We start from the raw sequence: 25623 nt of genomic DNA on the forward strand, positions 1-25623 counted from the left end.
TCAAAAAAAGATGCTGGAGAAAAAAATGAACAGCTTACTCTCAAATCGCGTGCTTAAAACTGCACCCCTTGTGGCGCTGGGCTTGTTGCTGCCCACCGCAGCCCAAGCGCAAGACGCCGCCCCCACCCCTGAATATGCCATGATCTTCAACACGCTTTTGTTTTTGATCGGTGGCTTCCTCGTTATGTGGATGGCCGCAGGCTTTGCCATGCTGGAAATGGGGTTGGTCCGCTCCAAAAACGTCTCCATGCAAGGCCTTAAAAACATCGCGCTATATTCCATCGCTGGCATCATGTTTTGGCTAACCGGCTATAATTTGATGTACACAGGCGTTGATGGCGGTTTCATCGGCTCTTTCGGCCCCTATGATTTCCCCGCCCCTGGCGCAGACGATCACAGCGCTGGCTATTCCGTGGCCTCTGACTGGTTTTTCCAAATGGTCTTTTGTGCCACCACAGCGTCCATCGTTTCAGGCACTATGGCCGAGCGGATTAAATTTTGGCCGTTCCTAATTTTCACCGCCATTTTGACCGGTATTCTCTACCCGATCACAGGCTCTTGGCAGTGGGGTGCTGGCTGGTTAGCTGGCATGGGTTTCGCAGACTTTGCGGGTTCAACTCTCGTACACTCCGTGGGTGGCTGGGCGGCCTTGGCGGGCGCAATTATCCTCGGCGCACGTAAAGGTCGCTATGGTCCAAACGGCCACATCACACCAATGCCAGGTTCGTCCATTCCATTGGCAACCTTGGGCATGTTTATCCTGTGGCTCGGCTGGTTCGGCTTTAACGGTGCATCTCAGTTGGCCCTGGGCACCATTGCCGACGCAGGTGACGTGTCACGCATCTTCGTTAACACAAACCTAGCCGCAGCCGCAGGTGCGATTGCCACCATCGTTTTGATGCAACTGATTTATAAAAAGATCGACGTGACCATGGTGATCAACGGCGCACTGGCTGGTCTCGTGTCCATCACCGCTGAGCCTTTGGCCCCAAGCGTGCCACTTGCTCTGTTCATCGGCGCCGCTGGCGGCGTGATCGTTGTGTTCGCCGTGCCACTACTCGACAAACTGAAAATTGACGATGTGGTTGGCGCGATCCCCGTGCACTTGCTCGCCGGCATTTGGGGTACGTTGGTAACCCCACTTAGCGGCTCAGGCAATTTCGGCGTTCAGCTTGTGGGCATTCTCGCCATCGGCGCTTTCACCCTTGTGGCCTCAACTTTGGTGTGGATGGCCCTCAAAGTCACCATGGGCATCCGTGTGGATGAAGAAACTGAATCTTTGGGACTGGATAAAGCTGAAGTTGGGGTTGAGGCTTACCCCGAATTCTAACAAAACAACAAATAACCAGATCCCAAGGCCCGGCCATTTTTGGCCGGGCTTTTTTATGTGCACTGCTCAACCGTTTTTTCGCCCAAAATTAGGGCCAAATTAACTATAGCATTTTAGCTTTATCGTTTGAGTAACTGCGTTAAAAGAGATCTGTTGAAGCCGCATGCCAACGTCAACTGCCATTGAAAAACAAGAAAAACGCGACACGGCCATCGCCGTGAAAATCCCCTTGCGCCTTATGGGGATCCTATCGCTGTGCGCCTTGGCGCTCGTCTTTTTGGCCCTCATGTCTTGGTCTGTAAATGATCCAAGCCTGAGCTTTGCCAGCGATTCGCCTGTTTCCAATTGGCTTGGCTTCCCCGGCGCGGTGATCGCCGATATTGGATTTCAGTTTTTCGGCCTCGGCATTTTGGCGCTCATGGTCCCACCTGTTTTGTGGTCCATGAAAATGATCAAACGCAAATTGCCAACCCACATGGCGTTGCGCAGCCTTTTGTGGCTGATCGCCTCCATGTTGATTTGCGGCATGTTGGCCTTTTTCAGCGCGCCAACAACGTGGCCCCTGCCCTCCGGTTTGGGTGGCATTATCGGTTTGGGCTTTTCAGCCATGGCCAGCTTTGTGGCTGGCGATGTGGTGGTGCAGCAAGCCGGTTGGCTCTTCGCATTGATTCTGTTCACCCCCGCCGCAGTTTCGTTCTGGCTGGCTGTGCGGTCTATCGATCCATTTGCGATCCACGAACCGCAAAAGAGCAAGCAAAAAGATTCGCCTAAATCCGTCAGCATGGCCATCCTGTCTGCCATCGGAAATTTGGGCGCCATCACACTTGGCGCCATCACCCACTCGATCTTTTCTGCCAGCATTGCGCTGAAAAAAGCGCGGGCACGGCAACAGGAAAAACGCGCTCATCACAATGATTCACGTGAAAACATTGAGCCTGTTTTGGACAATGGTCCCACCCCGCAGCCTCAGCCTCAACCTTACACCGCGCAAACACACGCAGCGCCAACAAATGCTCCGCGCATCGAACCTCGCTTTGATGATGACATGGCGCGCAATGCCCAAAGCTATGTTGAAGGCAATGCAAGCGTTGATTTTGCCGAAGACTATATTGATTACCCAGAATTTGATGACGAGCCAGCGGAACCTCAGATGGCCGGCGCCCAGCCGCCAACTGCACAACCTGCCGCCGAGCCAACTGCCGCCATTGCCAAGCCTCGGGTAACCGCGCCTGCGCCACGCCCCGCTCCTGGCCGTCGTGTCATCCAAGAAGCACAAACATCATTGCTGCATGATGATGGCTTTGAATTGCCGGAACTGTCTTACTTGGCAGATGTGCCCAACACCGGCACTGCAAAAGAACATATGCCAGAGACACTCGAAGAAAATGCGCGTCGCCTAGAAGGCGTTCTGGAAGATTTTGGTGTGAAAGGCGACATCATCAATGTGCGCCCCGGCCCGGTTGTCACCCTTTATGAATTGGAACCTGCCCCCGGCATTAAATCCTCTCGCGTCATCGGACTGGCAGACGATATTGCCCGCTCAATGAGCGCCATTTCTGCACGGGTTGCCGTGGTACCTGGCCGCAACGCTATCGGCATTGAACTGCCAAACGAAAATCGCGAAACTGTTTATCTGCGCGAACTGCTCGCCTCACAAGATTTTGAAAAAGTGAAAGGTAAGCTGCCACTTTGCTTGGGCAAAACCATTGGCGGCGAACCCATCATCGCTGATTTGGCGCGCATGCCCCACTTGCTGATCGCGGGGACAACTGGTTCCGGTAAGTCGGTGGCGGTAAACACCTTCATTCTGTCATTGCTTTATCGTTGGACGCCTGAGCAATGTCGCTTGATCATGATCGATCCAAAGATGCTCGAACTCTCGATCTATGACGGCATCCCCCATTTGCTGACACCTGTGGTGACCGATCCGGCCAAAGCCGTGACTGCACTCAAATGGGCAGTCCGCGAAATGGAAGACCGCTACAAAAAAATGTCCAAAGTCGGCGTGCGGAACATTGACGGCTTCAACCAGCGCGTGGCCGAAGCCAAGAAAAAAGGCGAAGTCATCACCCGTACGGTACAGACCGGATTTGACCGTGAAACTGGCGAAGCCATTTTTGAGAGCGAAGAGTTTGATCTCGAGCCACTCCCCTTCATCGTGGTGATCGTTGATGAGATGGCCGATCTGATGATGGTCGCGGGTAAAGATATTGAAGGCGCCATCCAGCGCCTCGCGCAAATGGCGCGTGCCGCGGGCATCCATTTGATCATGGCCACACAACGTCCATCGGTTGACGTGATCACTGGCACGATTAAAGCCAACTTCCCAACCCGGATTTCATTCCAGGTCACCTCAAAAATCGACAGCCGCACCATTTTGGGCGAGCAAGGGGCGGAACAATTGCTCGGCATGGGCGATATGCTTTACATGGCTGGAGGCGGTCGGACCCGTCGCTTGCACGGTCCATTTGTGGCCGACGGCGAAGTTGAAGCCATTGTGCAACATTTGAAGGCACAAGGCGCACCAGAATATTTGGAAAATGTTACCGAAGAAGTCGAAGAAGAAGGCGGCATCGGCGGCACATCCAATCTCGGCAATTCAGGTGACGAGCTTTACGACAAGGCAGTCAATATTGTTCTGGCCGACCGCAAAGCCTCCACCAGCTATATCCAGCGGCGGCTTTCCATCGGCTATAACCGTGCGGCCACGTTGATCGAACGTATGGAAGAAGAAGGGGTCATCTCCCCAGCCAACCACGCTGGCAAGCGTGAGGTTTTGGTAGGGGATGATGAATCTGCCCTTTAAAGGCTACACTATCACCACCATATGCTCATCTGTTTGCCACATTCACCGCTCATGATGCGCACAAACAAATGTGCGACAAAGGACAGCTTTATGCGTTTTTTCAAGCTTAGCTTCGCCGCGCTGCTTTTCTCATTCAGCGCCATTTTTTCTGCTCACGCTCTTGATCGTCAATTGACCCAAGAGGAAGTGGACATCATCAACGACATCAGCGCGCACCATTCTGCCATCGAGCAAATGGCGGGCCGCTTCATCCAATTGGATAGCGCAGGTAATCGGGCCGAAGGTATTTTTTACATTAGCCGCCCAGAAAAAGTGCGCTTCAAATATGCGCCGCCATCACGCGAAGAAGTGGTATCGGTTGGCCGCGGCTTTTATGTTTTGGACCGCAAAGAAAAAACCAAATACGCCTACCCACAACACCGGGTGCCGCTTCGTCAATTTCTGTCAGATAACATCAATCTGTTCGAAACAAACATCACGGACGTGACGAAAACGGAAGAGATGATTGCCGTTTCTGTCTCTGACGACACACCAATCGGGCTGGTTTCAGTCACCATGATTTTTGATTTGGCCACCAAAGAGCTCAATCAGTGGACATTGACCGAACCCAATGGCAGTGAAGTGACATTCTCAATTTACGACACAACCACAGACATCGATATTCCGAAGGCCTACTTCTACATTCCTGCAGATTACAAATCTCGCAGCGAATAAGGCAGTTTTTAAAAACCGGGTTGCTCCCTCGCCCTGATCGGTCATTATGTTCATTCATGATTCGAACGATCGGGCGAGGGATTTTTTATGGCGCTATCAATTGCAACTTGGAACATCAATTCCGTAAGACTGCGCCTGCCGCTGGTGCTTGGGTTTTTGGAAAATCACAAGCCTGACATTTTGTGTTTGCAAGAAATCAAATGCCAAAATGAGCAGTTCCCTGCCAAAGCACTTGCCAAAGCCGGATATGAATTCCAGGCGGTGAATGGTCAGAAAAGCTATCACGGTGTGGCCACCATTTCACGCCTTCCAATCGTGGAAGAGCACAAGCGTGAATTCTGCCAAATGGGCGACGCGCGCCATATCTCAGTGAAAGTGGATGCCCACTTCGGTTCGCTCAATGTACATAACTTTTACATTCCGGCTGGGGGTGACGAACCTGATCCATTGATCAATCCCAAGTTCAAACACAAGCTGGATTTTCTCGACGAGATGGAAAGCTGGTTCGACGGACCAGAGTTTGACAATGGCCATGTGATCGTTGGCGACTTTAATATTGCCCCACATGAAAATGATGTGTGGTCACATAAGCAATTGCTAAAAGTGGTCAGCCACACCCCAATCGAAACGGAAAAGCTGGACGCCATTCAAGCCAAACGCGCTTGGGCAGATTTGGTGCGGCAGCATATTCCATATGACCAGCGCATCTATTCATGGTGGAGCTATCGCTCAAAAGATTGGTCAGCCTCTGACCGTGGTCGACGCCTTGACCATATTTGGGCGACAAAAGACGTCGCGCCCTATGCACAAAGAACAGAAGTGTTGCGCGATGCACGCGGTTGGGCACCAAAGCCTTCAGACCACGTGCCCATCATCACCCATTTTGAATAGCCTAGCCGCTTTTCAATTTGGCGCGAACTGAGGTGAGGTTTCCCACATAGCGGGAAAGCGACTGCCGAATATGGGCGGACATCATTTCACCCAGCTCGGGATATGTTTGAATCAGTTTCTTGAAATGTGTACGTGGCACAAAAACCACTTCGCAATCCGTAAGCGCACGCATGCTGGCCCCGCGCGGAGTTTCCGCCAAAAGCGCCATATCACCAATCAGAGCACCGGGCAGATCCACAATGGGGCCCGCATGTTTCGCGCCTTCATGTTCAGTCGCCAAGCGACCAGACACCAAAATGAATGCGCCTTCGGCCACGTCGCCTTCGGTGATCAAAAGTTCGCCCTCTTTCACCTGACGGAAATCAGAAACAAAAGCCACCAGATTGATCTGGTCTTTGGAGAAGCTCTGGAAGAAATCAACCTGCCCCAGAACCTCAATCATTTTTTCAAGTGCCATGTGCCACGTCCCCCAAAACGCTTCACCACTTATGGGACTAAACGATAGCCCCCTTCTTCAGTGACAAGCAAGCGGGCATGCGTTGGATCCCGCTCAATTTTTTGCCGCAGCCGATAAATATGGGTTTCCAAAGTATGGGTGGTCACCCGATTATTGTAGCCCCAAACTTCTTGAAGCAGCACATCGCGCGACACCGTTTTCGCGCCCTGACGATAGAGAAATTTCAAGATTGAAGTCTCTTTATCGGTCAGCCGAATTTTTTGATTGTCGTCTGTCTCAAGTGTTTTGGTCGACGGGTGAAAGCGGTATGGCCCGATTGAGAACACCACATCTTCGCTTTGATCATGTTGCCGCAGCAAGGCACGAACCCGCGCCAGCAAAACAGAAAAGCGGAACGGCTTTGTGACATAATCATTGGCGCCGCTCTCCAAACCCAGAATTTGGTCCGCGTCACTATCGTGACCAGTGAGCATCAAGATCGGTGACTTCACCCCATCTTGCCGCAAAATTTTCACCGCTTCACGCCCATCCATATCTGGCAGACCCACGTCCAAAATCAGCAGATCAAAATGTCCCTCTTTGGCCTGCTGCAATGCACCGTTGGCATTTTCAGCTTCCACAATGTCAAACTCGCGATAATGGGCCAATTGCTCAACCAAGCTTTGGCGCAGTTCCGCTTCATCATCCACGATCAACAAACGGCGTTTATTCATAAGGTCTATCCAAAATTGTTCTGGCCAAACGGCAAATCACTAACAGCTCTATCTAACATCATGCGTGTTTCACATGCTCATCACAAGGGCGTTAGCAATTCGTGTAGTTAATGGCCAAAATTATCGCGGGTCTAATTATAGTCACGCGCCCCAAAAATGGCAGAACCAACCCGCACATAGCTGGCCCCCATTTCGATGGCCGTTTCATAATCAGCACTCATGCCCATAGAAAACTTCTCAAGGCCAACTGATTTTCCGAGTTCAACCAAACGCGCAAAAAAAGGTGCCGGCGGTTCACCTGCAGGTGGAATGGCCATCAATCCTTGAATGTCGAGACCAAGATCATCTTGGCAATAGCGCACAAACTCCGCACACTGGTCTGGCGCAATGCCACTCTTTTGCTCTTCCTCACCAATATTGACCTGGATGAAAAGCGGGATATTTTTGCCCTGCGCTTCCATCTCCTTTTTGAGATGACGGGCAAGCTTTTCGCGATCAAGCGAGTGGATCACATCAAACAACTCCACCGCATCTTTTGTCTTGTTGGTTTGCAGCGGCCCGATCAAATGTAACACCAGATCAGGATATTGTGCCCGCAAATCTGGCCACTTGCTCTGCGCTTCCTGCACACGATTTTCACCAAAATCACGCTGACCCGCTTCAAGGATCGGCACAATATCTTCCGGCCCATAGGTTTTAGATACGGCGATCAGCTTCGGCGCTTCGCGTTCTGCACCGTCAAACCGCTTCGCCGCCTGCGCCATATTTGCCCAAACTTGATCCAATTCTTTTGCGCCCATCTTTTACCTCTTTTTCAATGTCCCTGCCCTATTCTGTCTCATGCTTTCAAAGACCCAACAAGGACCCATGTTCCTGATGAAAGCTTGACCGACAAGGCAAATTCTGGTGAAGGTCAACGTCAAGGTTTGAACCACAGATCAATATTATTCAAGGACAAAAGAAACCGGTATGACTTCGGAACGTTACAACCCGCGTGAAAGCGAACCGCATTGGCAAAAAGTTTGGAACGAAAACCAAAGCTTCGCCCTAAATGAGGAAAGCGAAAAGCCGAAATATTACGTCCTTGAGATGTTTCCTTACCCATCAGGTCGTTGCCATGTTGGCCACGCGCGGAACTATACAATGGGTGATGTAATTGCCCGGTTCAAACGCGCCAAAGGCTTTAATGTTTTGCACCCGATGGGATGGGACGCGTTCGGCATGCCAGCTGAAAATGCGGCCATGCAAAACAACGCCCACCCGAAAGAATGGACCTATAAAAATATCGAGTCCATGAAAGAGCAATTGATCTCTTTGGGCTTGAGCTTGGATTGGTCACGCGAATTCGCAACTTGCGATCCTGAATATTATCACCAGCAGCAAAAATTGTTCTTGGACTTTTTGAGCAAAGGTTTGGTTTATCGCAAAAGCTCTAAAGTGAATTGGGACCCAGTGGACCAAACAGTTTTGGCCAACGAGCAAGTGATCGATGGTCGCGGCTGGCGTTCTGGCGCATTGGTAGAGCAAAAAGAACTGACCCAATGGTTCTTCAAGATCACAGATTTTGCAGAAGACTTGTTAGACGAAATCGCCAACCTTGAGGGCTGGCCGGAAAAAGTGCGCTTGATGCAGTCTAACTGGATTGGCAAATCTGAAGGTTTGTTGGTGCGCTGGGCGTTGGATGAACACACCGCACCTGAAGGCCATTCAGAGTTGGAAGTTTACACCACCCGCCCGGACACAATTTTTGGTGCGTCCTTTATGGCTGTCGCCGCAGACCATCCTTTGGCCCAAGCCGCTGCAAAAGATAATCCTGAATTGCAGGCCTTCATTGAAGAATGTCGACGCATGGGCACATCTGTCGCCGCATTGGAGACCGCAGAGAAAAAAGGCTTCAACACCGGGATTCACGTGAAACACCCGTTTGATGATAGCTGGACCCTGCCCGTCTATGTCGCCAACTTTGTGTTGATGGACTACGGCACCGGCGCTATTTTTGGCTGCCCATCTGGCGACCAACGCGATTTGGATTTCGCCCGCAAATATGAATTGCCTGTTGTGCCCGTGGTTATGCCAAAAGACGCAGATGCCGCGAGCTTCGAGATCGGCGATGAGGCCTTCACCGATGATGGCGTGATGATCAACTCAAAATTCTTGGACGGGATGACACCGCAAGAAGCCTTCGACGAAGTTGCTCGCCGGTTGGAAAACATCTCCATCAATAATCGCGAGCAAGGCGAGCGCAAGGTAAACTATCGTTTGCGCGATTGGGGCGTTTCACGCCAGCGCTATTGGGGCTGCCCGATTCCGATTATTCACTGCGACAATTGCGGCGTTGTGCATGTGCCAGACGATCAATTACCGGTCGAATTGCCCGATGATGTGACCTTCGACAAACCCGGAAACCCGTTGGATCATCACCCCACATGGAAACATGTGAACTGTCCGAACTGTGACAGCCCTGCCCGGCGCGAAACCGACACGATGGATACATTTGTGGATTCATCTTGGTACTTTGCGCGCTTCACCGCACCACGGGCAAAAACCCCAACGGTGCGTGACTTGGCTGACCATTGGTTGCCAGTCGATCAATATATTGGCGGCGTGGAACATGCGATCTTGCATTTGCTTTATTCTCGCTTCTTCGCCCGCGCGATGAAAGAGACAGGCCATTTGTCTGTCACCGAACCGTTCAAAGGTCTGTTCACCCAAGGCATGGTGACCCACGAAACCTATAAGTCAGAAGCAGGTGACTGGATCGCGCCAACCGAAATCGACTTGAAAGAAGAAGATGGCAAGCGCGAAGCCGTGTTGAAAGACACAGGCAAGCCAGTGAAAATTGGCTCGATTGAAAAAATGTCCAAGTCGAAAAAGAACGTGATCGACTTGTCATCCATGTCAGAAAGCTTTGGTGCAGACGCGACTCGCTGGTTCGTATTATCTGACTCGCCACCAGAGCGTGACGTACAATGGACCGAGTCTGGCATTGAAGGCGTGTGGCGTTTCATCCAACGCGTATGGCGTTTGGTAGACGATGCAAAACAGATTTTGGACAATGAAAATATTGGTCCAAAAGCCCAAATGGATGCGGAAGATTTGCTGAAGTCTGCGCACCGCGCCATCGATCAAGTAACCGACGCTTACGACAATTTGCGCTTTAACCGTGCGATTGCCCAGATCTATGAATTGGCAAATGCCATTTCAAAATCTATGGCAAAGATCAAAGGCGATGCCGCAGGCGACGAGCGCAAAGGACTGAAATTTGCCATTGAGACTTTGGTGAAATTGTCCAACCCAATCGTGCCTCACTTGACCGAAACATGTTGGGCCCACCTTGGTCAGGACACATTGTTGGTGGATGAATCATGGCCAGAAGCTGACCAGAAATATTTGACCGACGACACAATCATGTTGCCAATCCAGGTTAATGGTAAAAAACGTGCTGAATTGACCATCGCGAAAGATGCCACCAAAGCGCAAATTGAACAGGCTGCCTTGTCAGCCGAGCCAATTGCGCGCATGCTGGATGGCAACGCACCGAAAAAGGTGATCGTGGTACCAGGTAGAATTGTAAATGTTGTTATTTAAACCATTTAAACTTGCCGCCTTGGCGGGTCTAACTGCCACTTTACTGGCCGGCTGCACTTTGCAACCGGCCTATCAAGGCGCAACTGCTGGCAAAAAAGACTTCGATTTAACCTATGCCGAAGCAGACACGCGGCTGGAGCAAGTGATTTTCCAAAAAATCCGCTTCGACCTCGGCCAAGAAACGGGCGCAACTTATAAGTTGGACCTAAGTGCTGGTGCCAGCGCACGGGCCTTGTTTAAAGCTGGCTCGCAATTTGCGCGCAATGAAAAAGAGATGAAAGTCACCATCTCCTATCAGCTCATTCAGCAAGATAGTGAAGAAACAGTGCTTTCTGGCTCACGCTTTGCCACGGCCACCTATCAAACATCTGGTCAGTTGGTTGCTGACAAAGCAGCCGCGCAAGATGCTGAACATCGCGCAGGCGAAGCCGCTGCCAAACTGGTGGAAATTGATTTGTTGCAGTTTTTCAATGAGGCACCAACGCAGTGACGGCCTTAAAAGCACGTGACGTTCCCGGCTTTTTAAACAAGCCCAACCTGAAATCCGGCATTATTTTGATTTACGGACCGGATGCAGGTCGTGTGCGTGAAACAACAGACCAGCTGCAAAAGCATTTTCAGGGCAAAGATGCCGACCCCATGAATCTGATCAGCCTGCAATTTGCTGATTTGGACAATCCTGATGCGACCATCGAAACCGAAGCAAACACCAGCTCCATGTTTGGTGGACAACGCATTGTGCGGGTCCGCGGCGCCACAAATGCGGTAGCTCCAACCTTGGAACGCCTCGCCGCCGAGGATGTTCCTTCCATTTTATTGGTTGAAGCGGGCAACCTCACGCCAAAAGACAATTTGCGCAAAGTGATGGAGAAAGCCAAATCGGCCCGCGCCCTGCCCTGCTTTGCCGACGATGCCCGCAGTTTAGACCAACTGATGCGCGAGATGTTTCGCGACAATCAGGTTCAAATTGATAATGACGCACTACAGGCATTGAAAGATCAGCTGGGTAACGACCGTCAAATCACCCGGTCTGAAGTTGAAAAACTAATTCTTTATGCCGCCCATAGCAAAAAAGTCACCCTTGACGATGTGATAACCCTGTGCGGCGACAATGCCATGTTGGCTCTAGATGAAATTATCGACAGCGCAGGCACGGGCCATGTGCAGAAACTGGACCAGGCTCTCGCCCGGGCATTTGATAGCGGCATTCATTCTTCCGCCATTCTCACAAGATCACTCATGCATTTCACGTGGCTGCGCACGCAGCGCACAAAAATGGAAGAAGGCGCCTCGCTGGAGCAACTGGTGAACAGCGCACGACCGCCCATCCACTTTTCCCGCAAAGCAAAAGTACAAACACAAATCAGAACATGGTCATACGGCAACCTCGCTACGGCCTGTACCCGCATTTATGATGCAATTGCGCAAACGCGGAAAAACGCAGCTTTGGATATTGCCCATACACGGCAAGCCCTGCTGGCCATTGCAACTATAGCGGCTCGACACTAATTTTTAGATGATTCACGTGAAATCATCCTAAAATGACCGTTTTTGATGCAATTCTCTCGTCACCTTCAGCGTGCAATGGCCCGACTTTTACACCTGAAGGCGACCACAGAAACGCACAAAAATCCAAATTTTCGCTGTTTCACGAAGAAACTATTCACTCTTTGATCCAACTTTTACTGATGTGATTGATCTCCTCGCGGCGCAATCCAATATCCGCCAACTGACGGTCACTTTTTCGATCCAACTCAAATTTTAGCCGCGCAGCTCGCACATAACGAAATAACCAATTGAACGATCCAAGAATTCCTCTTCTTGCCAACATGGCCACATCTCCATTTTTCATTTATGATAGGAATGAGACCATATCCGGTGGAAATACGGTCAATATAGCGCTGATTTCGCAAATCAATTTGCAAGAATGAAAAATGAAGATCGATTGGAACAATATAAGATTGTTTGTGGCTGTCGCTGAGGCTGGCGGCCTCACGGGCGCATCTACAAAAACAGGCATCAGCCCGGCAACGCTTGGCCGACACATCAACGCGCTTGAAGAACTTGTTGGCAATCCCCTATTTCGCCGTTCTCCACGTGGCTATCAACTCACCGAGTTGGGCGAAGATCTTCTGGCCCATGCGCAAAACGTCTCAAAATCCATGTCCGCGCTGCAAAGTTGGAGCGAACAGCTCAATGTAAAACCAACTGTACGCATATCAGCGGGCCCTTGGACCTCCTCTTTCCTGGCGCAGCACATGCATCAGCTCTGGCAAGAAGAACCAAACTTCAAGATTGAATTGGTCACCGGTATAGAACGCGTCGACATCGGCCATCGCCACGCCGAAATTGGCATTCGAAATGCCAGACCACAGGAACAATGGTTGGCCGGACGCAAAGTCGGCATTGTGAATTATGCGCTTTATGGAAAAGCTGGCAGCCCGGAAAAAATCAGAAGCCGCTTCATTGGTGCCAACGGCCCACTGACCAATGCACGCTCGGCCTTATGGATGAACGAGCATTATTCAACTCAAATTGTTGTACATGCGAGTGATTCACTCAGCATTCGCGAATTGGCCGCGGCGGGGTTGGGGCAAGCTATGTTGCCCTGTTTTATCGGTGATGATGACCCACGCTTGGTGCGGACAAGTACCGCAATTGACGATTTGCAGACGGAGCATTGGCTCGTCATGCATCATGAAGAGCGCCATCGCCCCATCATACGCAAAGTCGCTGATCGGCTGGCTAATTTGCTACAAAATCACCAAGATCGGTTTGCTGGCACAAAAAAAGACGGGCCAGAGCCCGTCTAATTCACTTAAATCTTGTTAAATGGCTTAGCCATTACGCTGCAAACGCGAACACACATCGTCCAATTGATCGAGCGTCCGGTATTTGATCTCAATCTTGCCACCACGCTCTTTATGGTCGATCGACACTTTCAAGCCTAAGCGATCAGACAATTCCTTTTCCAAGGCCAATGTGTCTGAATCTTTTTGTTTGCGTTTCGTTGCAGCACTGCTCGCACCTTCTTCATCTGCACGCGCCTGCTTCTGCACCAGATTCTCAGCTTCACGGACACTAAGTCCACCTTCAACGATCCGTTGGGCAAGTGCCGCAGGATCTTTCGCTGTGATCAAAGCACGCGCATGGCCTGCTGATAGAGCGCCATCGGCCACGTAGCCTTGCACGCTCTCTGGCAGCTTCATCAAACGCAATGTGTTCGCCACATGCGAACGGCTTTTGCCGATCACTTGCGCCAAATCATTCTGCGTATAACCGAATTGCTGCATCAATTGATCGTAACCTCTTGATTCTTCAAGAGGATTTAGATCAGCACGCTGAACGTTCTCAATGATCGCCAATTCAAGCGCTTCACGGTCATCCAGTTCGCGGATAATAACAGGCACTTCATGCAAGCCAGCACGCTGTGCCGCGCGCCAACGGCGCTCACCAGCCACCAATTCATATTGATCCGGCTCTACCTTGCTCGGGCGCACCAGGATCGGCTGCATAATGCCCTTTTCCCGGATCGAATTGGTCAGATCTTCCAATTCTTCTGCCGAAAAGTGACGGCGCGGGTTGTTTGGGCTGGCGACAATAAATTCAACCGGCAATCGACGAATGCCTGAGCTATCTGCATGGCGCGGCGCATCCATTGGCGGTGTATCGCCAATCAAAGCTGCCAAACCACGTCCCAACCGACTATTTGAATTTTTCTCATTCATCGCTTTAACCCTTATGCCGCCTTCAACCGGCGCTCACGCTTAATCACTTCGGTGGCCAACCGCAAATAGGCCTGAGAACCCGCACAGCGCAAATCATAAAGCAGCGCTGGTTTTCCATATGATGGCGCTTCTGACAGCCGCACATTACGCGGAATTACCGTGTCATAGACAAGTTCGCCCAAATGTTCGCGCACATCGTCCAAAACCTGCATCGACAAATTATTGCGCTTGTCAAACATGGTCATGATCACGCCCTGAACATATAGTCCAGGATTTAGGTTCGTCTTAATTTGTTCAATAGTTTGAAGCAGTTGGCTCAAACCCTCGAGTGCGAAAAACTCGCACTGCATCGGCACCAAAACCGCATCTGCTGCGGCAAGTGCGTTAATCGTCAATAGGTTAAGCGACGGCGGACAATCAACCAGAATATAGGTAATCGGCTTACCTTCATGATAGAGGCTGCCAGCATTTTCCAAAGCATTACGCAAACGGAAAGCGCGATCACCCTTCTCCGCAATGGCCAACTCAAGCCCTAACAGATCCATTGTGGAAGGCACAATCGCAACATTTGGCACATTGGTGTGCACAATTGCGTTTTCCAACTCAACTTCACCTGTCATCAGATCATAGGCAGAATATTGGCGCGTGCTGCGCTCAACGCCAATACCAGTACTGGCGTTACCCTGCGGATCAATATCCACGATCAAAACACGTTCGCCAATCGCGGCCAAAGCCGTTGCCAAATTGATAGCTGTCGTGGTTTTACCCACTCCACCCTTTTGGTTCGCTAAAGTCAGAATACGCGGCCGCATCGACGCCTCCTGTCAATAATGACCCTATTTCTGCGCTAAATCGCGTAATTCAACGATGGCTGCGTCTTCAAGGGTCTTACTTTCCACTGTGGAATAAGTATAGCGCCAATTCTGCAAAGATTCTTCAATTTCTTTCTTATATCCCCGGCCTTTTTGGAAAAGACCCACAGAATTTTGCTGCCAAAGCGGATAGATATAGCCACAAATATCATCTAAAGATGCAAAAGCACGCGCGGTAAAAACATCAATATGCCCGATTTCCGGGCTTTTCAGCGACTCAGCACGTTCGGTATGTACAATCGCATTTAATTCAAGTTCGCGCACGATCTGCCGCAAGAAAGAACCTTTACGCCCATTGGATTCAACCATATGAACAACGATTTTTCGCTTCTTTAAAGCAATCGCCAAGGGAATCGCAGGAAATCCACCCCCGCTGCCCATATCGAGAATCACCTTAGAATCGCTGGGAATCATTGGGATAAGTTGCAGGCAGTCCAAGAAATGTCTTGACCAAATTTCTGACAGTGTTTCACGTGAAACAAGATTTTTGATCTTCTGCCATTTCGCGAGCTGCACCTCATAAAATTGCAGTGCGCCAACGACCTGCGTCACGTCAGATGGCTCAAATCCATCTATGGCAGAAAGATAATCGGCAACCAAAGCTTGATCGGAACTCATGCATCAGTTCCAGTCTTCTTCACCAAATAACCGCGTTTGATCACGGCTAAAATCAAAGTAATGGCCGCAGGCGTTATGCCTTCAATCTTTTGCGCATGAGCAATTGTCTTCGGCCGTGCCGCGTTGAGCTTCTGACGCATCTCACCAGAAAGACCCGATAATTGCTCATAATCCATCCATTCAGGAATAGTGCGCTTTTCATCACGCTGCATGGCCTCGACGTCAGCTTGCTGCCGATCTAGATACACCGCATATTGCGCATCAACACTCACCTGCTCAACAACTTTATCATCCAGTTGGCTTAGCTCCGGCCAGATATTTTTCAACTCGTCAAAACCTATGTTGGGATAAGACAGTAGATCAAAGGCCGAGCGTCGAACACCATCTGCGTTGATTTTCAATCCGTGTTTCGCGGCTTCGTTTGGCGTGATGGTTAATGATTTCATAAGAGCGCTAGCATGGTTTAGCGCATCCATCTTTGCACCAAAGGCAGCTTCCCTTTCAGCCCCTACAAGACCATAGTGTAACCCAATAGGTGTTAAGCGCTGGTCAGCATTGTCCGCCCTGAGATGAAGGCGAAATTCCGCGCGTGAGGTAAACATGCGATAAGGCTCAGTGACACCACGTGTCACCAAATCATCAATCATCACAGCAAGATAGCTCTGGGTACGCGACAAATGCATACCGCTCCGTCCCTTCGCGGCAAGCGCGGCATTCGCACCAGCCAGAAGGCCTTGCGCGCCCGCCTCTTCATAACCTGTGGTGCCGTTAATTTGACCTGCCAAATAAAGGCCGGGCTGCTTTTGAAGCTCCAGTTCGTGTGTTAACTCACGTGGGTCAACATAATCATATTCTATGGCATAACCCGGTTGAATAATTTCAGCCTTTTCCAAACCTGGCAAGGCACGGATAAATTGATATTGCACATCTTCCGGTAAGCTGGTCGACAATCCGTTTGGATAGATTGTGTGATCGTCCAAACCCTCCGGCTCCAGAAAGATTTGATGGCTATCCCGATCATTGAAACGAACAATCTTGTCTTCAATGGACGGGCAATAGCGTGGCCCTTTACTATCGATCTGACCAGAATACATCGCTGAGAGATGCAAATTATCTTCGATAATCTGATGCATCTTTTTATCTGTCCGCGTTATATAACAAGGCACCTGCGGCACTGTGATCTCATCGGTCAACATAGAGAACGCTTCTTTCTCTTCATCCCCATGCTGAACTTCAAGAACGTCCCAATTGATCGTGCGTCCATCCAATCGCGGCGGCGTGCCGGTTTTGAGTCGACCGAGCTGCAAGCCAAGTTTTTCTAGCCGATCAGATAGACCAAGCACTGGTGCCTCACCCACACGGCCCGCAGGAATCTTCTTTTCGCCAAGGTGGATAAGTCCGCGCAGAAAAGTTCCGGTCGTCAAAACGACTTTTGCGCAGTTCAGAGTGTCGCCATTTCCAAGCTGAACACCAACAACTTCACCATCCTCAGTGATGATGTCGTCCACCTCACCTTCAATAACGCTGAGATTGTCCTGCGCATCAATAGCTGCTTGCATCGCTTGTTTGTATAGCTTTCGATCAGCTTGTGCACGCGGTCCACGTACCGCGGGCCCTTTACGCCGATTGAGCAAACGATATTGAATACCCGCCTGATCAGCCACACGGCCCATCAACCCATCCAGGGCGTCGATTTCGCGCACTAGATGACCTTTGCCCAATCCGCCGATAGCAGGATTGCAAGACATCTCCCCAATCTTTGCATATTGGTGGGTAACCAATGCTGTTTTGGCGCCAACACGTGCGGACGCGGCTGCAGCCTCGCAGCCCGCATGGCCACCGCCAACAATGATCACATCAAACTGGTTTTCTTTGAGCATGGTGATTTATCCCTGTTTCACGTGAATCCAAAACGGACATGTTTCACGTGAATCATTTGCCAATACAAAAGCCTGCAAATAGTCGATCTAAAATCTGTTCCGCATCTACTAAACCAATAAGGCGAGAAAGCGGAATGGTCGCTTGTCTTAAATCTTCCGCGACGAATTCGAGAGGTTTAGTTAAATCTACCCCAGCACGCAAGTGAAAAAGACTGTCTTCAAGTGCCTGTCGATCACGCTCATGAGAGATCAGGCTTGTTTCACGTGAATCCTTAGAGTTGCGCGTAATCTCGTGGAGTTTGTTCAATAACTCAGTCATACCTATGCCCTCTTTTGCAGACACAGATAATGTTTCACGTGAATCACCGCTAGTTTCGGTAGATTTTGTATAAAGCGTCCAATCTGCACGCGGGTAAATTTGAGGCTCTGGTGTTTTGCCGTCGATTAACTCAATCACCAAATGCGCTTGCTCTATCGCCTTATAGGATCGTGTAATACCCTCAAGCTCCACCTGGTCTTCCGTTTGACGGATTCCGGCCGTATCGAAGATCTGGAACAATTGTCCCTTAATATCAATCTCAACATCAATCACATCGCGGGTGGTCCCTGGAATATCTGTAACAATAGCGCGGTCAGATTTTGCAAGTGCATTTAATAATGTGGATTTACCAACATTTGGTCGGCCCACCAACGCCACGCGGAAACCATCTTTAATAATTTGGCCTTGGGAAAAGCCAGACAAGGCCTGTTCAAGATTTGTGATTAAGCTGTTTAAATCTTGTGCAAATTTTGGGGGTAACTCATCATCGACATCCCCTTCATCGCTGAAGTCAAGGCGTGCTTCAATTTCTGCCAACAAATTGATGATTTGATCTCGCCATGTGGTGACCCTTTCAGAAACACCGCCTCGCATTCGTGTCATGGCCAACTCACGTTGACTTTCTGTGCGAGCATCTAGCAGATCGCCTAGACCCTCAACTTCGGTGAGGTCCATCTTCCCATTTTCAAATGCACGTTGGGAAAATTCACCGGGCTCAGCGAGACGTACATTTTTGTGTGACGTCGCGAGGGAAAGCAACTTTTGCACAACGGCCTGGCTGCCGTGACATTGAAGCTCAATCACATCTTCGCCAGTAAAGCTATGTGGTGCGGGAAAATAGAGAATAAGCGCTTCGTCAATCACGCGACCAGCATCATCTCTAAGCGTTGCGAGCTTTGCATGACGCGCAGTCGGCAGTGTCACGCCAAAAGAACTTAGAACTTCAGCTGAAGAAGGTCCGGAAAGCCTTAAAACAGCCACCCCGGAAGGGAGGCCGCCACTGGACAACGCAATAATGGTATCCATTGCAGCGGCACTCCTAATTTAGGTGTTCATGGAATCGAAAAATTCTGAATTGGACTTGGTTTGACGCAACTTATCCAACAAGAATTCGATGGCATCCACTGTTCCCATTGGGTTCAGAATGCGGCGCAATACGTACATCTTCTTCAATGTATCCGCTTGCACCAGCAGATCTTCTTTCCGTGTACCAGACTTGGTGATGTCGATCGCCGGGAACACGCGTTTATCAGCAACTTTGCGATCAAGCACAATCTCAGAGTTACCCGTGCCCTTAAATTCTTCAAAAATCACTTCATCCATGCGGCTGCCTGTATCGATCAGGGCCGTGGAGATAATGGTCAAAGAACCACCATCTTCAATATTACGCGCAGCACCGAAGAACCGCTTAGGCCGTTGTAGTGCATTGGCATCCACACCACCGGTCAGAACTTTACCGGAAGATGGCACCACCGTGTTGTAAGCCCGACCCAAACGTGTGATCGAATCCAACAAAATCACCACATCACGCTTATGCTCAACCAAGCGCTTGGCTTTTTCGATTACCATCTCAGCAACCTGCACGTGGCGTGAGGCAGGCTCGTCAAAGGTTGAAGAAATCACCTCGCCGCGTACAGAACGTTGCATATCGGTCACTTCTTCCGGCCGCTCATCGATCAGCAGCACAATCAAATAACATTCTGGATGATTTGTTGCGATAGATTGCGCAATATTTTGCAGCAAAACCGTTTTACCGGTGCGTGGCGGCGCCACGATCAAGGCCCGCTGGCCTTTGCCCAAAGGCGCAACCAGATCAATAATCCGTGCGCTCTTATCTTTGGTGGTCGGATCACTTACTTCCATATTGAAGCGTTCATCCGGATAAAGAGGTGTCAAATTGTCAAAATTGACTTTGTGGCGTGCTTTGTCTGGTTCTTCAAAATTAATCGAATTGACTTTAAGCAACGCAAAATAACGTTCGCCATCTTTCGGGGAGCGGATTTGACCTTCCACTGTGTCCCCTGTGCGCAAAGAAAAGCGCCGAATTTGCGAAGGGCTGACATAAATATCATCAGGACCTGGCAAATAGTTGGCATCAGGGCTGCGCAAGAAGCCAAAACCATCCGGCAAGACTTCAACAACGCCTTCCCCGGTAATATCGACATCATTTTCGGCCAATTGTTTAAGAATCGCAAACATCAATTCTTGCTTGCGCAAGGTGCTTGCATTTTCGACTTCAACTTCTTCGGCAAATGCTAAAAGTTCGGCTGGTGTTTTAGCCTTAAGCTCGCGGAGCTTCATATTCTGCATGAAGGACGCATCCTAATGTGGGCAGATAAAACTAAGGGTGGGATTAAAGTGTGCGGAACCAGATTAAACAAATCAGTTCGCATCAAGTGGTTGAGCTTATAACCCAATTCAAATCACTGTTCAAGAAAACTATTGGCTCAACCAATTTAACTAAAACGGCTTCACCACAACCATAATGACAATAATAATCATCAATAGAGTTGGCACTTCATTGATCATCCGAAAGAACTTGGCGCTTTTCTGATTTTGATCTTGTGCAAAATCTTTCACCAACTTCGATAGGTAGCCATGCATGCCAGATAGGGCAATCACGCCAGCAAACTTCACCAAAAACCAAAAGTCAGTGAAACTCGCCATTTGATAGCCAAACACAAGCCAAAGGCCAAAAATCCAGCTTGCCACCATGGCAGGCGTGGTGATGGCCTTCAGCAATCGCCGTTCCATAATTTTGAACGTTTCGCTTTGGGTTGAGCCAATTTCCGCATCAGCATGATACACCATCAAGCGCGGCAAATAGAGCATGCCCGCCATCCATGCGATGATGGAAATTATATGTAATGACTTGACCCAAAGCATCAATTTACCCTTTCACGCGCCGAACCAATTGCTCCACATGTTCAATTGGCGTTTGCGGCACAATGCCGTGACCCAAATTGAAAATATGCGGTGTGTCGGCAAAAGCCTCTAGAATGGCATCTACAGCGCGATTCATCTGATCGCCGCCCGCCACCAGCCGAAGAGGGTCCAAATTGCCCTGTACGGTCGCCAACGGCGCAATATGCGCCTTTGCATAATGAAGCGGCATCGCATAATCGATACCAACCGCATTTACCCCGGTTTGCTGAATATATTTTGGCACATTGGCAGCCGCGCCGCGCGGAAAGCCAATAATCGGTGCGTTAGGAATCTCCGCCCGGACCTTATTGATCAATTTAACCGTTGGCGCGACCACATAATTTTCAAACGCCACTTCGTCGAGATTAAGCGCCCAACTTTCAAAAATCTGCACCACATCGGCACCAGCTTTGAATTGTGCAATCAAATATCTCGCGCTGGCTTCCACCAGCATGTCCATCAAGTGCGCAAAGGCTTCAGGCTGTTGCAAAGCAAAAATCCGTGCCGCGGCCTGATCTGGCGATCCTTTACCGCCAATCATATAGGTTGCCACCGTCCATGGCGCCCCACAAAACCCGATCAAGGTCTTATCGTCATCGATCTTAGACCGTAATCCAGACACCGTTTCCAACACAGGTTGGAGATGATCGAGAACATTCTCAACAGAGAACTGCTTCAAATCATCCATACCTTGAATAGGCTCAAGCAAAGGCCCCTCACCTGGTTGAAATTGTACAGACTGTCCCAACGCATCTGGAATGACCAAAATGTCTGAAAACAAAATAGCTGCATCCAGATCAAAACGACGCAAAGGCTGTAAGGTCACCTCAATCGCTTTTTCAGGCGTGTAGCAAAGATCTAGAAAGCCTTTGGTAGATGCACGTACCTCACGATATTCTGGCAAATATCGTCCTGCCTGCCGCATGATCCACATGGGGGGCACATCAAATTTCTGTCCTAATACACATTGCAGCAATTTGCGGTCAGTCAATGGGTCCACCTTTTCCAATTAAAACCAATAGATAAGATATTTATATCTTTCTTCTTTTTCTTCTTAGCTGTGTTTTGCAGGAATTCTTTGTTTCCCACAACCCCAATCCACATGCGGCACTTAGACCCGTTCATGTTGAGCAAATTTTCGCCTGTCCACGATCAAAAAGTTAACGAAACGTAAATTTTGCCCGTTAACAAAGGATTAACGGTTAATTATTGGTTACTGCATAACTAGTGGAAAAGCTGTGTGCAAATCGGGTACTGTTTTGGATAAGGAGTCTTATGCCCGAAATCCACATTTTCCTTAAGCCTTTTTTAACCATGGCAAAAGCTGTGCATGAAATTCAAGCAAGCGGTGAAAAAACCGGGTGTAAAACCATTGGAGAGCGGATTGTGAGCGGCTTGAATAATTTACCCACAAGCCAGCGGGGATAACTAGTTAAATATATGAAAAATAATATTATTTTAGCTTCGAAAAGCGTCTCAAGAGTGCAAATGTTGCGTAATTCTGGGCTCAATTTTGATATTGTCCCTGCCCATGTGGATGAACGCGCAATTGAACGGAATAATCAATTGTCAAAACTGGATCAAAAGTCCCGCACCGCCCATTTGGCGGCGGCAAAAGCATTTGCCGTTGCGCAAAAACATCCGGATTATTTTGTCATTGGTGCGGACCAAACCATCATGCTGGGCCAAACGCCGCTACATAAGCCGCGCGACGGCGCACATCTGCGCGAACAGCTGAAAATGATGCGCGGCAAAACCCACAGCCTGGTCAGTGCTGCAATTATTGCGAAAAACAATGAGATTTTGGCCGAAACCAGCCAGACGGTAAAACTCACCATGCGAAATTTCACAGATGATGAGCTGGAAAAAGTGATCAAAATCGCCGGTGATGAATTGTTGCAGTGCGCCGGCGGCTATCAATTAGAAGGGCCAAGCGTGCAATTGTTTGAAAAAGTGGATGGCGATTATTTCACCGTATTGGGCTTGCCCCTCTTGCCCTTGCTTAAAGCCCTTCGAGACGTAGGAGCCCTATCATGAGCACCTCGCCAAAAGCCTTTGTAACGGGCAATCCGGTAAAACATTCTAAATCCCCACTTTTGCACGGCTATTGGCTGAAAAAATACAATATTTCAGGCACTTATACGGCAATTGAGACGGATGAGAATAATTTGCCGGAACTGATTGAGCAGGTGCGCAATGGCGAAATGCGCGGTGGTAATGTCACCATTCCCCACAAACAATTAGCGTTTAACCTGTGTGATCGGCACACCGAAACGGCAAAAAAAATTGGCGCTGTGAACACCGTGTGGGCCGAAAATGGCAAAATATGCGGCGACAATACTGATGGGTATGGCTTTTTAGCCAATCTTGACCATCAATTGCCCCAATGGGATCGTCATAAAGGATGTGCGATCATTCTGGGTGCAGGCGGTGCCGCGCGGGCCATCTTGTCAGCGCTTGTGGATAAAGGGTTCAAAACCATCTATTTGCTTAACCGCACCCTCGCCCGTGCTGAACAATTGGCACAAGAATTTGACGGACCGATCATACCGCAAACACTTGATAAATTTAATGAATTGGCTGCAGATGCGGACTTCGTGGTCAACACAAGTTCCATCGGCATGCATGGATCAAAGTTTGAGCAATTGGATGTGCATAAATTGCCCGAAACAGCGATTGTCACAGACATTGTTTATACCCCGCTGATGACGCCATTGCTGCAAGACGCGAAAGATCGCGGGTTAAATATTGCCACAGGTCTGGGCATGTTGCTGCATCAGGCGGTTCCAGGTTTTGAAATCTGGTTCGGGCAAAAGCCTGAGGTGGATCAGGCATTGATGGATTATATGTTGGCGGAGATTGAAAATGGCTAACACAGCTCAAAAGCCAATTGTTCTGGGTCTCACCGGCTCCATTGCGACAGGAAAATCCACCGTTGCAGGCATGTTCGCCAAGCGCGATATCCCCATCTATGATGCGGATAAGGCGGTGCATGAGCTATATGAAGGTGAAGCCGTGGCGCCCATGCGCGAGCTTTTCCCCGAGGCGATCATCAACGGCAAAATTGATCGGGCTGCGCTGTCAAAACAAGTGGTCGGCAATGCTGAAAATTTGGCCAAATTAGAAGCACTTATCCACCCAATGGTGCAGCAAAAAATGCATAAATTTTTGGATCAAGCTGCCGAGGATAAAGAAGAATTGGCCATTCTGGAAATCCCGCTTCTATTTGAAACAGGCAAGAATTATCCCACCGATTTTGTCGCCGTGACCTTTTGCGATCCCGAAATTCAAAAACAACGTGCACTGGCACGCCCGGGCATGACCGAAGAAAAACTCGACGCCATTATTGCCCGGCAAATGCCGCAACATGAAAAACGCGCCCGTGCCGATTTTGAAATTGATACCGGCACCGACCAGATGCAAACGCAATCGGCTGTGGATGAGATCATCAAAGCTTGTTTGGCCGCCAAAGCCCACTAAAATAGCCGCAACACCGCATCATATTGGAAGTTGCTAGTGAAACGCGAAATTGTCTTGGATACGGAAACAACAGGCCTAAACCCGGCTACGGGCGATCGGCTGGTTGAAATTGGGTGTGTTGAGCTGATCAACCACATCCCCACAGGCAATAATTATCACGTTTATTGCAATCCAGAGCGGGATATGCCGGAAGAAGCGTTTCGGGTGCACGGGCTGGGCAATGAATTTCTGGCCGATAAACCGCTTTTCCAAGATGTCGCCGACGATTTTCTCGAATTTGTCGCTGATTCGGTGCTGGTCATTCACAACGCGCCATTTGATATGGGATTTTTGCAGGCCGAACTGGAATGGGCGAAAAAGCGGCGGCTTGAAAATGAAGTGATCGATACTGTGATGCTGGCGCGCAAAAAGCACCCCGGCGCCCGGGTGAATCTGGATGCGCTCTGCCGCCATTATGGCATTGATAACACCCGCCGCACTTTGCACGGCGCCTTGCTCGATAGTGAAATTTTGGCTGAAGTTTATCTTGAGCTGTTGGGGGGGCGCCAGGTGGGCCTGTCACTCGCCGCGCAAACTGAAAGCCAGAATGAAGGCGTGACCATAAAAAAAGAGGCCGCGCGGCAACGCCCGACCCCTTTACCATCTCGTTTGACCCAAGATCAAATTCAGCGCCACAAAGATTTTGTGCTTCAAATGAATGAAGAGGCGCTTTGGGCCAAATATTGGCGCTAAACCAAATTAATTTGGCTTGGCTTCGCCATTGGCCTGCTGTTGAGCGGCCGCTGCTTCCAAATTTTGACGATAGATTGAAGAGAAATCTACAGGTTCCATCAACAATGGTGGGAAACCACCAGATTGTGTGACGGTTGCCAACAATTGACGCGCAAATGGGAAAATCAAGCGTGGACACTCAATCATCACCAGCGGGTGCAATTGGTTTTCAGGGAAGTTTTTAATCGCAAACAAACCGCCATAAACCAACTCAACATTGAACAATACTTTGTCGTCACGTTCTGCTTTGGCATTGATGGTCAATTCGACAGCGTAAAGCTCATCCTGCTGCTTTTGAGCGCCCACATTGATCGAAATGCTAATTTGCGGCGCGCTGCCAGCACTCAATGAAGCTGGTGCATTCGGATTTTCAAAGCTCAAATCCTTAATATACTGCCCAACAATGTTGAGTGATGGAGTGGGTTGATCACCAGCGGGTGTCTTATTTTCTTCTTCGGCCATGTTCCTGCCCATTTTGATTAGAATTCTTTGCCCCTGTGGCTATCACTTTTCCTGCCACACGACAAGAAG

25 protein-coding genes are annotated in these 25623 nt (G+C 49.6%); 12 read left to right on the plus strand and 13 right to left on the minus strand.

Annotated elements, in window-relative coordinates:
• Positions 1-25: 25 nt before the first annotated feature.
• From ATL17_RS14175 to ATL17_RS14190, 4 genes are all read left to right on the plus strand, one after another.
• A complete protein-coding gene (locus ATL17_RS14175; RefSeq protein ID WP_208111217.1) occupies positions 26-1330 on the plus strand; it encodes an ammonium transporter family protein in 1305 nt (434 codons plus the stop codon).
• Positions 1331-1493: 163 nt separating this feature from the next.
• A complete protein-coding gene (locus ATL17_RS14180; protein WP_133573472.1) occupies positions 1494-4136 on the plus strand; it encodes an FtsK/SpoIIIE family DNA translocase in 2643 nt (880 codons plus the stop codon).
• Between the two features lie 90 nt (positions 4137-4226).
• The gene (locus ATL17_RS14185; RefSeq protein WP_166639051.1) at positions 4227-4850 is read left to right on the plus strand and encodes a LolA family protein; all 624 of its coding nucleotides are present in this window, start codon (positions 4227-4229) and stop codon (positions 4848-4850) included.
• Positions 4851-4937: 87 nt separating this feature from the next.
• Entirely contained in the window at positions 4938-5741 is an 804-nt protein-coding gene (locus tag ATL17_RS14190) for an exodeoxyribonuclease III (RefSeq protein WP_133573474.1), read from the plus strand.
• 1 nt (position 5742) lies between these two features.
• Here ATL17_RS14190 and ATL17_RS14195 read toward each other — a convergent pair whose 3' ends face one another.
• The 3 genes from ATL17_RS14195 to ATL17_RS14205 form a co-directional block, all read right to left on the minus strand.
• Positions 5743-6198 (minus strand): Crp/Fnr family transcriptional regulator, encoded by a 456-nt coding sequence (locus tag ATL17_RS14195; protein ID WP_133573475.1) that lies wholly within the window; start codon positions 6196-6198, stop codon positions 5743-5745.
• Between the two features lie 29 nt (positions 6199-6227).
• Positions 6228-6911, minus strand: a complete 684-nt coding sequence (locus tag ATL17_RS14200) for a response regulator transcription factor (RefSeq protein WP_133573476.1) — start codon at positions 6909-6911, stop codon at positions 6228-6230.
• 131 nt (positions 6912-7042) lie between these two features.
• Positions 7043-7711 (minus strand): YggS family pyridoxal phosphate-dependent enzyme, encoded by a 669-nt coding sequence (locus ATL17_RS14205; protein ID WP_133573477.1) that lies wholly within the window; start codon positions 7709-7711, stop codon positions 7043-7045.
• 169 nt (positions 7712-7880) lie between these two features.
• On the opposite strand from ATL17_RS14205, the gene leuS reads away from it, so the two are divergent.
• Genes leuS through holA form a run of 3 tightly spaced genes read left to right on the plus strand, consistent with a single transcriptional unit; the run spans position 7881 to position 12008 of the window.
• Entirely contained in the window at positions 7881-10499 is a 2619-nt protein-coding gene (gene leuS / locus ATL17_RS14210; RefSeq protein ID WP_133573478.1) for a leucine--tRNA ligase, read from the plus strand.
• The gene (locus ATL17_RS14215; RefSeq protein WP_133573479.1) at positions 10486-10989 is read left to right on the plus strand and encodes a hypothetical protein; all 504 of its coding nucleotides are present in this window, start codon (positions 10486-10488) and stop codon (positions 10987-10989) included. The genes leuS and ATL17_RS14215 overlap by 14 nt, the downstream gene beginning before the upstream one ends.
• Positions 10986-12008 carry a DNA polymerase III subunit delta gene (gene holA / locus ATL17_RS14220; RefSeq protein WP_133573480.1) on the plus strand — a complete coding sequence of 341 codons (1023 nt, stop codon included), beginning with the start codon at positions 10986-10988 and terminating at the stop codon, positions 12006-12008. The genes ATL17_RS14215 and holA overlap by 4 nt, the downstream gene beginning before the upstream one ends.
• Positions 12009-12162: 154 nt before the next feature.
• On the opposite strand, the gene ATL17_RS17260 is transcribed toward holA, so the two are convergent.
• Complete coding sequence (locus ATL17_RS17260) at positions 12163-12351, minus strand: DUF1127 domain-containing protein (RefSeq protein ID WP_133573481.1); 189 nt, start codon at positions 12349-12351, stop codon at positions 12163-12165.
• A gap of 82 nt (positions 12352-12433) precedes the next feature.
• On the opposite strand from ATL17_RS17260, the gene ATL17_RS14230 reads away from it, so the two are divergent.
• Positions 12434-13312 carry a LysR family transcriptional regulator gene (locus ATL17_RS14230; protein ID WP_133573482.1) on the plus strand — a complete coding sequence of 293 codons (879 nt, stop codon included), beginning with the start codon at positions 12434-12436 and terminating at the stop codon, positions 13310-13312.
• A gap of 24 nt (positions 13313-13336) precedes the next feature.
• Here ATL17_RS14230 and ATL17_RS14235 read toward each other — a convergent pair whose 3' ends face one another.
• From ATL17_RS14235 to hemE, 8 genes are all read right to left on the minus strand, one after another.
• Positions 13337-14227 (minus strand): ParB/RepB/Spo0J family partition protein, encoded by an 891-nt coding sequence (locus tag ATL17_RS14235; RefSeq protein WP_133573483.1) that lies wholly within the window; start codon positions 14225-14227, stop codon positions 13337-13339.
• An 11-nt stretch (positions 14228-14238) separates the two neighbouring features.
• A complete protein-coding gene (locus ATL17_RS14240; protein WP_133573484.1) occupies positions 14239-15039 on the minus strand; it encodes a ParA family protein in 801 nt (266 codons plus the stop codon).
• A 24-nt stretch (positions 15040-15063) separates the two neighbouring features.
• Complete coding sequence (gene rsmG / locus ATL17_RS14245) at positions 15064-15717, minus strand: 16S rRNA (guanine(527)-N(7))-methyltransferase RsmG (protein WP_133573485.1); 654 nt, start codon at positions 15715-15717, stop codon at positions 15064-15066.
• The gene (gene mnmG, locus ATL17_RS14250) at positions 15714-17603 is read right to left on the minus strand and encodes a tRNA uridine-5-carboxymethylaminomethyl(34) synthesis enzyme MnmG (RefSeq protein ID WP_425462435.1); all 1890 of its coding nucleotides are present in this window, start codon (positions 17601-17603) and stop codon (positions 15714-15716) included. The genes rsmG and mnmG overlap by 4 nt, the downstream gene beginning before the upstream one ends.
• 46 nt (positions 17604-17649) lie before the next feature.
• Positions 17650-18942 (minus strand): tRNA uridine-5-carboxymethylaminomethyl(34) synthesis GTPase MnmE, encoded by a 1293-nt coding sequence (gene mnmE / locus ATL17_RS14255; protein WP_133573487.1) that lies wholly within the window; start codon positions 18940-18942, stop codon positions 17650-17652.
• 18 nt (positions 18943-18960) lie between these two features.
• A complete protein-coding gene (rho, locus tag ATL17_RS14260; RefSeq protein WP_133573488.1) occupies positions 18961-20226 on the minus strand; it encodes a transcription termination factor Rho in 1266 nt (421 codons plus the stop codon).
• A gap of 150 nt (positions 20227-20376) precedes the next feature.
• Positions 20377-20802, minus strand: coding sequence for a protoporphyrinogen oxidase HemJ (gene hemJ / locus ATL17_RS14265; protein WP_133573489.1), 426 nt, complete (start codon positions 20800-20802; stop codon positions 20377-20379).
• A gap of 4 nt (positions 20803-20806) precedes the next feature.
• On the minus strand, positions 20807-21841 hold the full coding sequence (hemE, locus tag ATL17_RS14270) for a uroporphyrinogen decarboxylase (RefSeq protein ID WP_425462430.1): 1035 nt from the start codon (positions 21839-21841) through the stop codon (positions 20807-20809).
• A gap of 440 nt (positions 21842-22281) precedes the next feature.
• Between hemE and ATL17_RS14275 the strand changes: the two genes are divergently transcribed.
• From ATL17_RS14275 to dnaQ, 4 genes are read left to right on the plus strand one after another with little or no spacing between them, the layout of a single operon-like run.
• Positions 22282-22878, plus strand: coding sequence for a Maf family nucleotide pyrophosphatase (locus ATL17_RS14275; RefSeq protein ID WP_133573491.1), 597 nt, complete (start codon positions 22282-22284; stop codon positions 22876-22878).
• The gene (locus ATL17_RS14280; protein ID WP_133573492.1) at positions 22875-23714 is read left to right on the plus strand and encodes a shikimate dehydrogenase; all 840 of its coding nucleotides are present in this window, start codon (positions 22875-22877) and stop codon (positions 23712-23714) included. Before ATL17_RS14275 ends, ATL17_RS14280 begins: the two co-directional genes overlap by 4 nt.
• Complete coding sequence (gene coaE / locus ATL17_RS14285) at positions 23707-24321, plus strand: dephospho-CoA kinase (protein ID WP_133573493.1); 615 nt, start codon at positions 23707-23709, stop codon at positions 24319-24321. Before ATL17_RS14280 ends, coaE begins: the two co-directional genes overlap by 8 nt.
• 36 nt (positions 24322-24357) lie before the next feature.
• Entirely contained in the window at positions 24358-25053 is a 696-nt protein-coding gene (gene dnaQ / locus ATL17_RS14290; protein ID WP_425462431.1) for a DNA polymerase III subunit epsilon, read from the plus strand.
• A 6-nt stretch (positions 25054-25059) separates the two neighbouring features.
• Here the strand turns inward: dnaQ and secB are convergent, their stop codons facing one another.
• Entirely contained in the window at positions 25060-25554 is a 495-nt protein-coding gene (gene secB, locus ATL17_RS14295; protein ID WP_133573495.1) for a protein-export chaperone SecB, read from the minus strand.
• Between the last annotated feature and the right edge of the window lie 69 nt (positions 25555-25623).

Origin of the sequence: Maritalea mobilis (genome assembly GCF_004363175.1) — a bacterium.
Classification (GTDB): domain Bacteria; phylum Pseudomonadota; class Alphaproteobacteria; order Rhizobiales; family Devosiaceae; genus Maritalea; species Maritalea mobilis.

What these genes read in the sequence shown, in the direction of transcription:
- ATL17_RS14175 (WP_208111217.1), top strand. Translation starts at nt 26, where the DNA reads ATGAACAGCTTACTCTCAAATCGCGTGCTTAAAACTGCACCCCTTGTG.
- ATL17_RS14180 (WP_133573472.1), top strand. Translation starts at nt 1,494, where the DNA reads ATGCCAACGTCAACTGCCATTGAAAAACAAGAAAAACGCGACACGGCC.
- ATL17_RS14185 (WP_166639051.1), top strand. Translation starts at nt 4,227, where the DNA reads ATGCGTTTTTTCAAGCTTAGCTTCGCCGCGCTGCTTTTCTCATTCAGC.
- ATL17_RS14190 (WP_133573474.1), top strand. Translation starts at nt 4,938, where the DNA reads ATGGCGCTATCAATTGCAACTTGGAACATCAATTCCGTAAGACTGCGC.
- ATL17_RS14195 (WP_133573475.1), bottom strand. Translation starts at nt 6,198, where the DNA reads ATGGCACTTGAAAAAATGATTGAGGTTCTGGGGCAGGTTGATTTCTTC.
- ATL17_RS14200 (WP_133573476.1), bottom strand. Translation starts at nt 6,911, where the DNA reads ATGAATAAACGCCGTTTGTTGATCGTGGATGATGAAGCGGAACTGCGC.
- ATL17_RS14205 (WP_133573477.1), bottom strand. Translation starts at nt 7,711, where the DNA reads ATGGGCGCAAAAGAATTGGATCAAGTTTGGGCAAATATGGCGCAGGCG.
- leuS (WP_133573478.1), top strand. Translation starts at nt 7,881, where the DNA reads ATGACTTCGGAACGTTACAACCCGCGTGAAAGCGAACCGCATTGGCAA.
- ATL17_RS14215 (WP_133573479.1), top strand. Translation starts at nt 10,486, where the DNA reads ATGTTGTTATTTAAACCATTTAAACTTGCCGCCTTGGCGGGTCTAACT.
- ATL17_RS17260 (WP_133573481.1), bottom strand. Translation starts at nt 12,351, where the DNA reads ATGAAAAATGGAGATGTGGCCATGTTGGCAAGAAGAGGAATTCTTGGA.
- ATL17_RS14230 (WP_133573482.1), top strand. Translation starts at nt 12,434, where the DNA reads ATGAAGATCGATTGGAACAATATAAGATTGTTTGTGGCTGTCGCTGAG.
- ATL17_RS14235 (WP_133573483.1), bottom strand. Translation starts at nt 14,227, where the DNA reads ATGAATGAGAAAAATTCAAATAGTCGGTTGGGACGTGGTTTGGCAGCT.
- ATL17_RS14240 (WP_133573484.1), bottom strand. Translation starts at nt 15,039, where the DNA reads ATGCGGCCGCGTATTCTGACTTTAGCGAACCAAAAGGGTGGAGTGGGT.
- rsmG (WP_133573485.1), bottom strand. Translation starts at nt 15,717, where the DNA reads ATGAGTTCCGATCAAGCTTTGGTTGCCGATTATCTTTCTGCCATAGAT.
- mnmE (WP_133573487.1), bottom strand. Translation starts at nt 18,942, where the DNA reads ATGGATACCATTATTGCGTTGTCCAGTGGCGGCCTCCCTTCCGGGGTG.
- rho (WP_133573488.1), bottom strand. Translation starts at nt 20,226, where the DNA reads ATGCAGAATATGAAGCTCCGCGAGCTTAAGGCTAAAACACCAGCCGAA.
- hemJ (WP_133573489.1), bottom strand. Translation starts at nt 20,802, where the DNA reads ATGCTTTGGGTCAAGTCATTACATATAATTTCCATCATCGCATGGATG.
- ATL17_RS14275 (WP_133573491.1), top strand. Translation starts at nt 22,282, where the DNA reads ATGAAAAATAATATTATTTTAGCTTCGAAAAGCGTCTCAAGAGTGCAA.
- ATL17_RS14280 (WP_133573492.1), top strand. Translation starts at nt 22,875, where the DNA reads ATGAGCACCTCGCCAAAAGCCTTTGTAACGGGCAATCCGGTAAAACAT.
- coaE (WP_133573493.1), top strand. Translation starts at nt 23,707, where the DNA reads ATGGCTAACACAGCTCAAAAGCCAATTGTTCTGGGTCTCACCGGCTCC.
- secB (WP_133573495.1), bottom strand. Translation starts at nt 25,554, where the DNA reads ATGGCCGAAGAAGAAAATAAGACACCCGCTGGTGATCAACCCACTCCA.